General features: G+C 52.0%; 12 protein-coding genes. 3 read left to right on the top strand and 9 right to left on the bottom strand.

Going from position 1 to position 13,686, the window contains the following annotated elements; translation table 11 throughout:
* Positions 1-42: 42 nt before the first annotated feature.
* Entirely contained in the window at positions 43-624 is a 582-nt protein-coding gene (gene ribA, locus Q3O59_RS06470; protein WP_305944794.1) for a GTP cyclohydrolase II, read from the bottom strand.
* A gap of 106 nt (positions 625-730) precedes the next feature.
* Here ribA and Q3O59_RS06465 point away from each other — a divergent pair, with 106 nt between their 5' ends.
* Positions 731-2,578, top strand: coding sequence for an ABC transporter ATP-binding protein (locus Q3O59_RS06465; RefSeq protein WP_305944793.1), 1,848 nt, complete (start codon positions 731-733; stop codon positions 2,576-2,578).
* A 78-nt stretch (positions 2,579-2,656) separates the two neighbouring features.
* Here Q3O59_RS06465 and Q3O59_RS06460 read toward each other — a convergent pair whose 3' ends face one another.
* Positions 2,657-4,198, bottom strand: a complete 1,542-nt coding sequence (locus Q3O59_RS06460; RefSeq protein WP_305944792.1) for an alanine/glycine:cation symporter family protein — start codon at positions 4,196-4,198, stop codon at positions 2,657-2,659.
* 162 nt (positions 4,199-4,360) lie between these two features.
* Positions 4,361-6,736, bottom strand: coding sequence for a phosphoenolpyruvate synthase (gene ppsA / locus Q3O59_RS06455; RefSeq protein WP_305944791.1), 2,376 nt, complete (start codon positions 6,734-6,736; stop codon positions 4,361-4,363).
* A gap of 132 nt (positions 6,737-6,868) precedes the next feature.
* Between ppsA and ppsR the strand changes: the two genes are divergently transcribed.
* Positions 6,869-7,678 (top strand): posphoenolpyruvate synthetase regulatory kinase/phosphorylase PpsR, encoded by an 810-nt coding sequence (gene ppsR, locus Q3O59_RS06450; protein ID WP_305944790.1) that lies wholly within the window; start codon positions 6,869-6,871, stop codon positions 7,676-7,678.
* Positions 7,679-7,738: 60 nt separating this feature from the next.
* Here ppsR and Q3O59_RS06445 read toward each other — a convergent pair whose 3' ends face one another.
* Positions 7,739-9,088: a class II 3-deoxy-7-phosphoheptulonate synthase gene (locus Q3O59_RS06445; RefSeq protein WP_305944789.1), complete on the bottom strand. Its 1,350-nt coding sequence runs from the start codon at positions 9,086-9,088 to the stop codon at positions 7,739-7,741.
* Positions 9,089-9,213: 125 nt separating this feature from the next.
* Positions 9,214-9,690, bottom strand: coding sequence for a low molecular weight protein-tyrosine-phosphatase (locus Q3O59_RS06440; RefSeq protein ID WP_305944788.1), 477 nt, complete (start codon positions 9,688-9,690; stop codon positions 9,214-9,216).
* A 167-nt stretch (positions 9,691-9,857) separates the two neighbouring features.
* Here Q3O59_RS06440 and Q3O59_RS06435 point away from each other — a divergent pair, with 167 nt between their 5' ends.
* Positions 9,858-10,514, top strand: a complete 657-nt coding sequence (locus Q3O59_RS06435) for a response regulator transcription factor (RefSeq protein WP_305944787.1) — start codon at positions 9,858-9,860, stop codon at positions 10,512-10,514.
* A gap of 3 nt (positions 10,515-10,517) precedes the next feature.
* Here the strand turns inward: Q3O59_RS06435 and Q3O59_RS06430 are convergent, their stop codons facing one another.
* The 4 genes from Q3O59_RS06430 to Q3O59_RS06415 form a co-directional block, all read right to left on the bottom strand.
* A complete protein-coding gene (locus Q3O59_RS06430) occupies positions 10,518-11,297 on the bottom strand; it encodes a CsgG/HfaB family protein (protein ID WP_228589591.1) in 780 nt (259 codons plus the stop codon).
* Positions 11,294-11,680 (bottom strand): curli assembly protein CsgF, encoded by a 387-nt coding sequence (locus Q3O59_RS06425; RefSeq protein ID WP_228589592.1) that lies wholly within the window; start codon positions 11,678-11,680, stop codon positions 11,294-11,296. Before Q3O59_RS06425 ends, Q3O59_RS06430 begins: the two co-directional genes overlap by 4 nt.
* 3 nt (positions 11,681-11,683) lie before the next feature.
* Positions 11,684-12,046, bottom strand: coding sequence for a curli production assembly/transport protein CsgE (locus tag Q3O59_RS06420; protein WP_369812368.1), 363 nt, complete (start codon positions 12,044-12,046; stop codon positions 11,684-11,686).
* A gap of 70 nt (positions 12,047-12,116) precedes the next feature.
* Entirely contained in the window at positions 12,117-13,667 is a 1,551-nt protein-coding gene (locus tag Q3O59_RS06415; RefSeq protein ID WP_305944785.1) for a hypothetical protein, read from the bottom strand.
* Positions 13,668-13,686: the final 19 nt, after the last annotated feature.

Below are 13,686 nucleotides of genomic sequence, written 5' to 3'. Positions count from 1 at the left end.
ACTGCGGGCTTTTATTAACACCCGAAAGGCTTTCGGCTGCTCTTAAGGCATATGGCCCAGTTTGGCCGCCTTGGTCGCCAGGTAGCGATGGCTGTGTGCCGTGGTTTTCACCCGGTGTTGCACCCGCTCTAACACATTGACACCGGCTTCGCGCAACGCTTTCAATTTGCGCGGGTTGTTGGTGAGCAAACGCAACTGGCCGATACCCAGCAAGCGCAGCATTTCAACCGCAATGTCGTACTCGCGCATATCTGGCAAAAAACCAAGAATTTCATTTGCTTCCACGGTATCCAGGCCTTTATCCTGCTCGGCATAGGCGCGAATTTTATTGATCAAGCCAATACCGCGTCCTTCCTGACGCAGGTACAAAATGGCTCCGCGACCCTCTTTGGCAATTTTTTGCATCGCAGCTTCCAACTGCGGTCCGCAATCGCAGCGCAGGCTGAATAGTGCATCCCCAGTCAGGCATTCGGAGTGGACCCGGGCCAACACCGGCTCGTCAGTGCTAACATCGCCCAACGTCAAAGCCACATGCTCTTTGCCATCCGGGGCTTCGAAGCCATGCAATTTAAATTCAGCAAAAGGAGTCGGTAACAAGGTAGAAGCAACCAGTTTCAGGGACATGTCAGCTCTCAAGACAAAATCGAACGGCGCTATACTAGCACAAAGTGACCCTTTTTATCCTCCACTGCGTTAAAATAGCGAGCCCAGTTGGTAAGAGAATAGCCCGATGCTTGGATGGTTTGAACGCCTGACCCGCCCTTTTCCACCGCAAGAGCCGCAGCAACCGCCTAAAGGCCTGGTGGCTTTCTGCCGTCATTACACCCGGGGCATGGAAGTCTCCTTGCTGGTAATGGCGCTGCTGTCGGCAGTCACCGCCGTGCTGGAAGTGATGCTGTTTAGTTTTATGGGGCAGTTGGTGGACTTTCTGGTGGGGCAAGAGCCCGAAACTTTGTTGCAGCAGGAAGGGCGCACCTTGTTGTGGATGGCAGCCGTCACTGTCATTTTACTGCCGCTGCTGGCTTTTTTGCATTCTGCGGTGGTGCATCAAACCTTATTGGGCAATTATCCAATGTCCATCCGCTGGCTATCGCACCGCTATTTGCTGCGCCAAAGCCTGAGCTTTTACCAGAATGATTTTGCCGGCCGCATTGCCACCAAGGTAATGCAAACATCTCTGGCCGTGCGTGAAACCGTAATGAAACTGCTGAATGTGATGGTCTATGTGCTGGTGTACTTTGGCGCCATGCTGTATTTCGTCGCCGCCTCCGATCCACGACTGATGTTACCGATGCTGGTCTGGCTGGCTTGCTACATTGGTTTGCAGTTTTACTTTGTCCCCCGCTTAAAAGACGTTGCCAGCCGCCAGGCGGATGCCCGCTCCGAAATGACCGGCCGCATCGTTGACAGCTATACCAACATTGCCACCGTGAAGTTGTTTTCGCACACGCAGCGTGAAGAAAGCTACGCCAAAGACAGCATGGCAATTTTTTTAAAGCCGGTGTACCAACAAATGCGCTTGGCTACCTGGCTTAATGTCTCGGTGCAAAGCCTGAACTACCTGTTGGTATTTTGCATTGCGGCCTTGTCAATCTGGCTGTGGAGCTTAAGTGCCATCAGTGTCGGCGCCATCGCCATTGCCGTTAGTCTGGCATTGCGGTTAAACGGCATGGCGCAATGGATCATGTGGGAAGTCAGCAGCTTGTTCGAAAACATCGGTACAGTCGCCGATGGCGTCGCTACCCTGGCACAGCCAGCTTCGGTGCAGGACAGCCCAAATGCAGCAGATTTGCAGGTTACTGCCGGCAGCATTGAATTTAAACAAGTAAGTTTTAACTACGACAAAGTCGCCGATAGCAGCAGCCGGCCAGCGGTGTTGGACCAACTGGACCTGAAAATAGCGCCGGGCGAAAAAGTGGGCCTGGTTGGCCGTTCCGGTGCCGGTAAGTCCACCCTGGTTAACCTGTTGCTGCGTTTTTACGATCTGGAATCTGGCCAGATTCTCATCGACGGCCAGGATATCCGGCAGCTGCGACAGGACAGTTTAAGGCAGCAGATCGCCATGGTGACTCAGGATACCTCCTTACTGCATCGTTCGGTGCGGGACAACATCAGTTATGGCAAACCCGACGCCAGCGAGCAGGACATTCTGCGCGCGGCCGAGCAAGCTGAGGCATTGGACTTTATTGCTGAACTGACCGATCCCAAGGGCAATGTCGGGCTGGATGCTCAAGTAGGCGAGCGTGGTGTCAAGTTATCCGGTGGCCAACGTCAGCGCATCGCCATTGCCCGGGTGCTGCTGAAAAATGCGCCCATCCTGATTCTGGACGAGGCCACCTCGGCACTGGACTCCGAAGTTGAAGCCGCCATTCAGGCCAGTCTGAACAAACTTATGGCAGGCAAAACCGTCATTGCCATTGCCCACCGCTTGTCCACCATTGCCGCCATGGACCGTTTGATTGTGCTGGACGCCGGCAAGATTGTTGAACAAGGCAGCCATAGTGAGCTGATTGCCAGTGGCGGCATCTATGCGCAGCTGTGGGCACATCAAACCGGTGGTTTTATTGGGGTTGATTAGGACCACGACCGAAAAAGCAATGGGTTATAAAAAAAGCCCCTGATTTGCAGGGGCTTTTTTGTGGGTCCTTGTCAGCTATCAGGACTCGCTGGTTTTCGCATCCGGCTGTTCGGCAGCACTCTTAGCGGCTTGCTGACGCTTGGCCAGTCGCTGCTCCCAGAAGGTCGCATTTTTAATACCCAGTTTGACCGGATCGAAGGTGATATCGCCACCCGCTTTTTGCTGCTGCTCGTAATCACGCAGGCACAAAATAGCCGGTTTGGCGACAAAGAAAATCGCCAGGATACCGACAATGTTGATCCAAGCCATCAGACCGACGCCAATATCGCCAATGTCCCAGATGTAACCGGCCGCATTGACCATGCCGTAGGACACCATCGCCATAATCACAATTTTTACCAGCACCAGAGGGATGTTGAACTTAAAGTAACGGTTCAGGTAGGCCACATTGGTTTCAGCGATGTAGTAGTACGCCAGAATGGTGGTAAAGGCGAAGAAGAACAAGGCCACACCGACAAAGCCCTGACCAAAGTTGCCAAAGACACTGAACAGCGCCATCTGAGTAAAGGCAGGCGAACCGATTTCTGTTGCTGCATCAATGTTCTGCACAATAAAGCTGCCATCGGTCAGCTCACCAACCACATTGTATTGTTGGGTAATTAAGATCATCAAGGCGGTGGCGGTACAAACGAACAAGGTATCGACATAGACCGAAAAGGCCTGCACCAAACCTTGCTGTGCCGGGTGGTCCACCTCGGCGGCAGAGGCCGCATGGGGCCCAGTGCCCTGGCCGGCTTCATTGGAGTAGATCCCCCGCTTCACGCCCCAGCCAATGGCAGCACCGAAGCCTGCTTGCGCCGTGAAGGCATCGCTGATGATCAGAGCAAAAATGCCGGGCACCTTGTCCATGTTTAAAAACACAATGATCAAGGCCATCACAATGTAGCCCAGTGCCATAAAGGGCACCACGATTTGGGTGAAGTTGGCAATGCGCTTGATACCACCAAAAATGATGAAAGCCAATACAATCAGAATCACCGCAAGGGCAACCAATTTATTGGTACCGACTTCACCAAAGCTGGTCACCACCATGTTGCCATCGCCAAAGACCTGCGTGAAAGCGTTGCCAACCGCATTGGCCTGCACACCTGGCAAGAAAACACCGCAGGCAATGATGGCCGAAAGTGCAAACAGCACCGCCAACCATTTTTGGCCCAGACAGCGCTCAAAATAATAGGCCGGACCACCGCGGTACTGGCCATCTTCCTCTACTTTGTAGATTTGACCCAGCGTTGATTCGGCATAGGCGGTGCTGGCACCTAAAAAGGCCACCACCCACATCCAGAAAATGGCGCCCGGGCCACCAAAACCGATAGCGGCAGCGACACCGGCAATGTTACCAACCCCGACCCGCCCCGATAACGAGACCGCCAGAGCTTGAAAGGATGAGATCCCTTTGGAGGAGGCGTTGCCACTAAAGAGCAACTTGCACATTTCTTTAAAATGGCGGACCTGAGCAAAGCGCGTCAGGACCGAGTAAAAAAGCCCGGCCCCAAGACACAAATAAATCAAGGCATCACTCCAAATGACGCCATTGACTGAGCTGACGAAAGCTTCCATGAGATTCCCCTGAAAACAGTGATTATTGTTATGGATCCGGCTGCACCAAAAAACCAAACAGCCGGGGTCGTACTGAGCCTTACTCTGCCACAGAACCGGCCTTTGTACCAGTTCCATCAAAAGTCAGGGCGCTTAAAGCGCCCTGAAAACGAAGACTTAGCTTTAATTGCCGTATTTGTCGGCCAGATAAAGCCAGGTTTCCACCACGGTATCCGGGTTCAAGGACACACTGTCGATGCCCTCCTCCATCAACCAGGCAGCAAAATCATCGTGATCGGATGGCCCCTGACCGCAAATGCCAACGTACTTGCCCTCGGCTTTACAGGCGCGGATCGCCATCGACAACAGCTGCTTAATAGCAGGGTTGCGCTCATCAAACAGATGGGCAATCAAGCCGCTGTCTCTGTCCAGCCCCAGGGTCAACTGAGTTAAATCGTTCGAGCCAATGGAAAAACCATCAAAGTACTGCAAAAACTCTTTCGCCAGCAGCGCATTGGAAGGCAATTCACACATCATGATCAAGCGCAGACCATTGTCGCCCCGTTTCAGGCCGTGTGCGGCTAACAGCTCCGTCACTGCCTTGGCTTCTTCTAAAGTGCGAACAAAAGGAATCATCACCTCAATGTTGGTAAAGCCCATGCTGTTGCGAACCCGCTTCAAGGCTTCGACTTCCAGTGCAAAGCAATCACGGAAATCCTCGGAAATGTAGCGCGACGCCCCACGGAAACCAATCATCGGGTTTTCTTCGTGCGGCTCGTAGCGGCGTCCGCCAATTAAGTTGGCGTACTCATTGGATTTAAAGTCGGACATCCGCACAATGACCTTTTCCGGCGCAAAGGCACAGGCCAAGGTCGCAATGCCTTCGGTCAGCTTGGCAATGTAGAACTCGGTCGGGCTGCTGTAGCCGGCGATCACCTGATCGATGCTGGCTTTGGTGTCGGCATCTTGTTGCTGGTAGTTGATCAGGGCCTTGGGGTGGACCCCTATCATCCGGTTGATAATAAACTCCAACCGGGCCAGGCCGACACCTGCATTGGGCAGCCTGGAAAAGGCAAAGGCCCGCTCCGGGTTGCCAACATTCATCATCACCTTCATCGCCAAATCCGGCATGCTGTCGACGCTGGTTTGCACCCGTTTAAAGTCCAGTAAGCCCTGATAGACAAAGCCGGTGTCGCCCTCGGCACAGGAGACGGTCACTTCGGCGCCATCGGCGATTTTATCGGTGGCATCGCCGCAACCGACTACGGCCGGAATGCCCAGCTCACGGGCAATGATGGCGGCATGGCAGGTGCGACCACCGCGGTTGGTGACAATGGCTGAGGCCCGTTTCATAATCGGCTCCCAATCCGGATCCGTCATGTCGGTTACCAGCACATCGCCCGGCTGAATCTGATCCATCTGCTCGATGCCCGCCAGCACCCGGGCAACGCCCGAGCCAATGCGCTGACCAATGGCCCGACCTTCCACCAACAGGGGGCCGCTTTCATTCAACTGAAAACGCTCCAGCCGGGTTTGGTCTTCGCGACTGCGCACGGTTTCCGGACGCGCTTGCACAATGTACAGCTGACCATCGACGCCATCTTTGGCCCATTCGATGTCCATCGGCCGTTGGTAATGCTGCTCAATGATGATGGCCTGATGAGCCAGTTGCTCGATTTCGGAGTCGGTCAACGAAAAGTGCCGGCGCTGCTCGGCCGGTACATCTTCAACCAGTACCTGCTTGCCATGGCCTTGCTCGCTCGAGTACACCATCTGCACCAGTTTGCTGCCGAGGTTGCGCTTGACCACCGCTGGACGGCCCGCCAACAGCGTTGGTTTGTGCACATAGAACTCATCGGGGTTGACCGCGCCCTGCACCACCATCTCCCCCAGGCCAAAGGACGAGGTAACAAAGACCACATCGTCAAAGCCAGACTCGGTATCCAGCGTAAACATCACGCCAGAGGATGCACAATCGGAGCGCACCATCCGCTGGACGCCAGCCGATAAGGCAACGCCGCGGTGATCGTAGCCCTGATGCACCCGATACGAAATGGCTCTGTCATTAAACAAAGAAGCAAAGACATGCTTAATGGCAACAATAACGGCATCGTAGCCACGGACATTCAAAAAGGTTTCTTGCTGACCGGCAAAAGATGCATCCGGCATGTCTTCGGCGGTGGCAGACGAGCGCACGGCAAAAGAGATATCTTGCTGCTCATCGGGATGCAGTTGCAAATATGCCGCGCGAATGGCTTGCTCAAAGGCGGCATGAAAAGGGGTATCGATAATCCATTGGCGAATTTCGGCACCAGCGACCGCCAGGGCCTGGACATCATCGATATTCAGGCTGTCGAGGCGCTGATAAATGCGCTCATTTAAACCGCTTTGCTCCAAAAACTCATTAAACGCATCGGCAGTGGTGGCAAAACCACCGGGTACCTGCACACCGGCATTGGCGAGATTGCTGATCATTTCCCCCAAGGACGCATTTTTGCCTCCCACCTGACCAACATCCTGCATGCCAAGATCCTGATACCAACTGATGTAGTTCTGCACTGTCATTCTCCATGATTTGTAGCAAGCCTGGTAAACTTACCATTTGGGTTACAAATTTGATTTTACACTCTGAGCAAAGGCAAATAAACTGTTGAGATTGGTCATTTTTGACAATTAACGCAAGGAATCCCTGTGCGGACTGCATTTTATATCTCCGATGGCACCGCCATCACCTCCGAAGTGTTTGGCCATGCGCTGCTGTCGCTGTTCCCAGCAGAGTTTGAGCATGTCACCATTCCCTTCATCGAGACCCTGGCGCAAGCGGAGCAAATGAAACGGGTGATCAACGACCGTTTTGACGCCTCAGGTGAGCGCCCACTGGTCTTTCAAACCTTTGTCGATGAAGCGTTGCGCGATGTGATTCGAAGCAGCGAAGGGGTCTGTTACGACTTTCTCGACACCTTTGTCCCTTCGGTGCAAAAAGAGCTGGCCATGGGACCGGTGCCGAAAACACACCGCACCCACAGCATGCATGAGAAAACCTACGACTACCGCATTGATGCGGTCAACTATGCGCTGGCCAACGACGATGGTGCCAACATGAAGGATTTTGACAAGGCCGATATCATTTTGATTGGCGTCAGTCGTTCCGGCAAAACACCGACCAGCCTCTATCTGGCCCTGCAGTATGGCATCAAAGCCGCCAACTACCCCTTTGTCGATGAAGACATGGATAGATTGCGGTTGCCAGAGGTGCTAAAGCGCAATAAAAACAAATTGTTTGGCTTAACCATCAGTGCTGAGCGCTTAAGCGATATCCGCCAGCAGCGCCGTGCCAACAGCCGCTATGCGTCTTTGGCGCAGTGCCGGTTGGAGTTGAACGAAGTGGAGCAACTGTATCGGCGGGAGCAGATCCCGTTTTTAAATTCGTCGCAGTTGTCCATCGAAGAAATGGCCGCCAAGATTATGGCTATGACCGGCTTGAAGCGGCAACGTCATTGAACACTTCAAAAGCAAAAAAGCGCTGGATTGCCAGCGCTTTTGTTTTAAATGAGTTCGCCTTTACACCGAACCGGTACGCAGACTGTCAGCAATCAAAAATGCCAGCTCCAACACCTGATCTGAATTTAGCCGCGGATCGCACTGAGTAAAGTAACGCTGGGCTAGATCCTGCTCACTTAAGCCGTAAGCTCCACCGGTACACTCCGTCACGTGCTCACCGGTCATTTCCAGATGGATACCACCGGCATGACTGCCTTCGGCCTGATGCACGGCAAAGAACTGCCGGATTTCGCGCAAAATGGCTTCAAAGTCACGGGTTTTGTAATTGTTGCTGGCTTTAACCGTATTGCCATGCATCGGATCCGAGCTCCAGACCACCTTCCGCCCTTCACGCTGCACCCGGCGAACCAGCTCTGGCAACTTATCGGCCAGCTTGTCGGCACCCATGCGGGTAATCAGGGTCAAACGACCGGCTTTGTTGTCCGGGTTCAGGGCATCAATCAGACGAATCAGTTCATCAGCATCCATGCCAGGACCAATTTTAACGCCTACCGGATTGTGGATACCGCGGAAAAACTCGATGTGCGCATGGTCCAACTGTCGGGTACGCTCCCCAATCCACACCATATGGGCTGAGCAATCGTACCAATCACCGGTTAACGAGTCGCGCCGGGTCAAGGCTTCCTCGTAATTGAGCAGCAAGGCTTCATGCGAGGTGTAAAGCTGGGTTTCACGGATGGAAGGTGCCGTTTGCGAGGTAATGCCGCACACCTCCATAAAACGCAGTGCTTCCTGGATCCGCTGCGAAATGTCCTGATAGCGCTCTTTTAAAGGGTTGCTCTCAACAAAGCTCATATTCCAGCGGTTGACCTGATGCAAATCGGCCAGGCCGCCCTGGGCAAATGCTCGTAACAGGTTCAGCGAAGCCGCAGAGTGGTGGTAAGCGGTCACCAAGCGATTGGGATCAGGCTCACGCGCTTCCTTGGTAAACTCCGAGGAGTTGATGATATCCCCCCGGTAGCTGGGTAAGCTGACCCCATCGATGGTTTCTAGATCGCTCGAGCGCGGCTTGGCATACTGACCTGCCATCCGGGCTACTTTAACCACCGGGCTGCGACCAGCAAAGGTCAACACCACCGCCATTTGCAGCAAGACCTTAAAGGTATCGCGTATTTTAGGTGCATGAAAGTCGGCAAAACTCTCCGCACAATCGCCACCCTGCAACAAAAATGCTTCGCCGTTGGCGACCTGTGCCAACTGACTAAAGAGATCCCGGGTTTCCTGGGCAAACACCAACGGTGGGTACTTTTGCAATTGTTGTTCAATCTGGCTGACCAGGGCTTGATCCTGGTAGCTGGGCTGCTGCTGGATTGGAAAGGATCTCCAGCTCTGCGGCGTCCACTCTTTCACGTCATTATCCTCATCAATACAGGCTTGGTTCCTGGCTACAAGGTAAGTTTATTACGGGATAAAAGCAATCTTTACGGCTAAATAAAGTAGTAATCCAGCAAAATGGCTTACTTGAAGTAATTAAATTACGAAACAGAGTTTATCTCAGTGACTAAGTGCTCGATCAGTGCAGTGGAGCCCTGCTCAATCAAATCAAGCACCAACTCAAAGCCCCGCAGCCCACCATAATAAGGATCCGGCACTTCACTTTGTTTATCAAACTCAGGGTGGCAGCATAAAAATAATGCCAGCTTATGCTGATGCTCAGCCGGGCAGCACTGCTGCAAATCCAACAAGTTCTGTTGATCCATCGCATAAATGCGATCGTAATAGCGAAAATCATCGGTTTTGACCGCACGGGCATGAATGCCTTTAAAGTGGTACCCCCGCGCTTCTGCAGCTGCAACAGAGCGTTTATCGGGTAAGGCCCCCTGATGATAAGCACTGGTACCGGCCGATTCAACTTCGACAGAGAGTCCCGCTTGCATGGCTTTTGTTCGAAAGACTGCATGCGCCGTTGGGGAACGGCAGATATTTCCTAAACAGACAAAGAGTAGTTTCACAACAGAGCACCAGACAACAACTGAGATAGGTTATAGTACCATGCGATGTGCGCTATTAAACACCAGCTCTGGCTGCAAAGTGGCAAAATAATCGCAACAACAGCTTGCAAAAACTAATACATAAGTGCAGTATGAAGAAGGTTAAATAGTAGTTTTGGATTAGATGGATGGATGCATTTAGTCGCCTCATTGTGCTTACTGAGCGTGAACAACCCTCAAACCTCGCTTTATTAGCAGAATCAGTCCACATTAAAGTGGAACAACTGAGTCGCACAGACTTTGATCCCAGAAGTGTTCGGCCTAATTGCCTGGTGGCCTTTCCTTATATCGGACGCCAATTGGGAAAGCGTGGTGTTCCTGACGAGCTGATGCAGTACATGGCCAAAGGACCTGTCATGATCTATCAGGCAGAGCGAAGCTTGGTCGACGCCAGTTTTGCACTCAATATTGGCTTACGGGGGGTTGTTTATCGGGATGAGCAGCTGGATCGGGTGCTCAACGCATTGAAAACCGTGATGGCGGGTGAGCTGTACTACCCCCGCACCTTGATGTCCAGTTTGGTGGATGAGTTTTTACAACAGAGATTCCAGCAAGGCTTTGACTCGGAGGCGCTCACTGCCATTCAACTGTTAACGCGGCAGGAAAAACGGATCATTCAGCTGGTCGCCGATGGGGCGCGCAATAAAGAAATTGCCTCGGCACTCAATATCAGCGCCCACACGGTTAAGGCACATTTGTCCTCTATTTTTCGAAAAACCAAATCACGAAACAGAGTGGAATTGCTGCGTTGGATCCAGCAATCCCCCACTTCACATCCGGCTTAACCACTAGACCGCTGTAGCTGAGTTGGCTGCAGCGCCGGGGCGCCAAAAGCCGCGCTCTACGCCCTTTTCAATCAGATCGACCACAGCAGTCTCCATCGCCTGGCGCACGGAAAACTGTACCGGCTCATTGGTGGAGAAGCCGGTTTCCATCTCAGCCAAACGATTCACGGCTACGTAACGAAACAAGCCGGCCCGCATTTCATGCGAAAACACTTTTTTGGTTGCCGAAACTGACAGCAGTACCTGACCTGTATGCACATCAATGGCTCTTAAATACACCGTAACCTGATCTTCACGAAACAGCTCAGAGGCACCAATCCCAAAGTACTCGACACCGAAGCCGCCGGTGGTCAGGTTGGTTTCATAGCTGATAATACCGCCTTCAAACAACAAGCGGGCTTCACGCAAAGGAGGCAACTCCTGGCCAGAGCGGCTCGAACCATGGATTTTCCGCTCCGTCAGCAAGTTTTGCAGCCCTTCCCGCTCCAACGGAGCAAACCAGCCTGTATCCAGCATAATTTGCGTCATCATCGAGGTTCCGCCCTGCGTGACAGCCGTTGAGAAACTGGAAACATTGGCCTGAGGCTTGTATTGACCGGTTTGATCACGAAACGCGTAAATGGAAACCGGAATTGGGTGTTGCGGCCTGGGTTTCTCCCACAGCTGCTGCATCATGGCACTTGGTTGATCAACCGTCGCCGGAGTTAAATGAAAACGGGGCTTAGGCGCTGCGGAGCAGCCTACAACTAAAACCAGGCTCATCGCCATCATCCACTGCTTCATGGCCTGCCACCTATGCTTGGAATGGTTAAAATAGTAACTTCACCGGTAATTTGATTGGTTATTTCTACCTGAATGCTGCCATCGGCGCCGGTGGTCACATTGACTAAAAACTCACCGGTATCGTAAATACCATCCACCAGATCGCCATCTGCAATACGACGGGTTAAGGTGTTGATAATATTGCGCTCCAGGGCTTCACGGAACCGGTCAACAAAATTCTTTTCCGCCCGGGACGGTTGATGAATTTGGGCTTTTTGCAATAAAAAAGAGCCATTCAGTGGATTGCCACCAAAGCTTGGGTTAATCGGGGTATACACCAACTCCGTGCTATGGGCAGACCCCATAGCCAGAGTTAAGAATAACAACTTATACTTCATGGTCATTCCTTACATAAAGGGATCAGTCGTACCGCCCAACAAGCGATCTGCCTGAATACGTGCCAACTCGGTCAGACTGGTGATAACCGCTTGCTCCGCCGATTCCTTGACATCGTTGTAGCGCCGGCCAAAGTAAGTCTGATAAATACGTTGATCATTCATTTCCACCCAGAGCACAGTACCTGCCTGCGGATACACTTGTTCATAGATAACCACAGTGACATTTTCGGTATGCGGGATATCTCGCCAATAGCCTGCATAATAGAAAACGAAATCTTTGCCAAAACGGGTAATGGTTCTATCCAACACCAGGCCCCCAAGAGTGATATCCCGGGAAGCTGCTGGAGTGCTTACTAACAGCAAAAATGCCATCAATAGAGTTGAAATGATCTTCATAAGGCATAAAAGGCGGCCGAAGCCGCCTCACTCATAACGTCAATAATTAGTGTTGTATCACAGTGGCGGTGTTAAAGTCACCTACCTGAGTGACCGACATGATGTTGCCGGCACCGGATTGTGAACCCATCACCAGGTTATCATTGCCCATCTGGCTGATGGAAACCTGACCAGCATCGCCATTTTGCACGAAGGAAGGACCACTAACACCAGTTACCCAGTTGCCGTCACCCAGCTGGTTAATCAGCATCATGTTGTCGCTGCCAGCCAACAACACATCAATCAGGTTAAAATCGCCCTGTTGCTGTGCGCTGAAGGTCTGACTGAACACCACCGAGTCGCTGGTCGCAATCACTTCGTTAAAGTCACCGTTTTGATCGATGGAGAAATGGCTATCCGCCCCCATAAACTCAACGTAAGCAAAGTTTTCAACACCCTCTTGCGTGATTTCAATCAGGTTATCAAAACCCATCTCAACATTGCCAAGCGCGAAGTTTTCCACACCGTCTTGCTCAATGACAATGGTGTTGTTGTAGCCATAGGCCGCAGCGCCGGCATAGTTGAAATCACCATTAGTATTAATAAAGGCTTGGTTCATGCCGCCATCCAGCACAACCTCACCAACATTCTGATTGCCATTCTGGTAGATTTCGATGTCGTGACCATCGCCGAAGGTTGCAAAGAAGGCAACGTTGCCGGTACCATCCTGAATCACATCCACCAGGTTGTCATTACCTGTGATACCAATAGGAGCGTCGACCAGGTTGCCAGTACCGGTTTGATCAACCCAAACCACATTGTCTTCACCGGCTAAAGGCTCAAGGATGAAACGGTTTTGACTGCCATCCTGATAAACATCGACCGCATTACCAGCACCACTGACATCGAAGGCAATGAAGATGTTGTCATTACCGTATTGTTGCATGTAGAAAGTATTGTCATCGCCATTGACGCCGACAACGCCGCCGACATTGCCATCGCCATATTGCTCAACTTCCATGATGTTGCCATCACCAACCAGCTGGAACATACCGGACTCGTTATCGTTGCCGTGCTGCACGCTGAACAATTCGTTTCCGTTGCCAATAAAACCAGCATTGGTCCAGTTGGCATCACCTAGCTGATCCATTTCAACAAAGTTCGCATCGCCACTTAACACAATGGTCGCCTGGTTTTGATCGCCATCCTGAAACACAGCCGCGTCGTTCATATCACCACTGATGGCGATCTCAGCAACGTTCCAGAAACCGTCCTGCGTGACGGTAGCGGTATTTTCGCTTCCAGCTAAGTCAACAAAAGCAATGTGCCAATCGTCTTGCTGTTCGATACGAATCCAGTTGTCATCGCCAGTGCTGAAAGCATAAGCTTCATGCCAAACACCATCCTGACGAACTTGGGTGTCATTCAACTCACCAGTCTGCTCAACAATGGCAAGATTGATACTACCGCTTTGCTCAACCAGGGCTTCATTGCCCTCCAGAGCACCAGCGGCAGAGGTTTGCAACACAATGGCTTCATTATCTGCCAATGCTGTTCCGCTGAACGCCAGTGCTATCGCCATTCCCAAAAGGTGTTTACGTGAGTTTTTAATACGCATAGTTGTACTCCAGATTTAT

This window comes from Alkalimonas delamerensis, from assembly GCF_030717955.1.
Taxonomy (GTDB): Bacteria; Pseudomonadota; Gammaproteobacteria; order Enterobacterales; family Alteromonadaceae; genus Alkalimonas; species Alkalimonas delamerensis.
Note: the sequence above shows the minus strand (reverse complement) of the source record. Positions and strands in the feature narration are given on the sequence as shown.

Excerpts from the sequence above, each read along its gene's own strand:
- ribA (WP_305944794.1), bottom strand. The coding sequence starts at position 624 with ATGTCCCTGAAACTGGTTGCTTCTACCTTGTTACCGACTCCTTTTGCT.
- Q3O59_RS06465 (WP_305944793.1), top strand. The coding sequence starts at position 731 with ATGCTTGGATGGTTTGAACGCCTGACCCGCCCTTTTCCACCGCAAGAG.
- Q3O59_RS06460 (WP_305944792.1), bottom strand. The coding sequence starts at position 4,198 with ATGGAAGCTTTCGTCAGCTCAGTCAATGGCGTCATTTGGAGTGATGCC.
- Q3O59_RS06435 (WP_305944787.1), top strand. The coding sequence starts at position 9,858 with ATGGATGCATTTAGTCGCCTCATTGTGCTTACTGAGCGTGAACAACCC.
- Q3O59_RS06430 (WP_228589591.1), bottom strand. The coding sequence starts at position 11,297 with ATGAAGCAGTGGATGATGGCGATGAGCCTGGTTTTAGTTGTAGGCTGC.
- Q3O59_RS06425 (WP_228589592.1), bottom strand. The coding sequence starts at position 11,680 with ATGACCATGAAGTATAAGTTGTTATTCTTAACTCTGGCTATGGGGTCT.
- Q3O59_RS06420 (WP_369812368.1), bottom strand. The coding sequence starts at position 12,046 with ATGGCATTTTTGCTGTTAGTAAGCACTCCAGCAGCTTCCCGGGATATC.
- Q3O59_RS06415 (WP_305944785.1), bottom strand. The coding sequence starts at position 13,667 with ATGCGTATTAAAAACTCACGTAAACACCTTTTGGGAATGGCGATAGCA.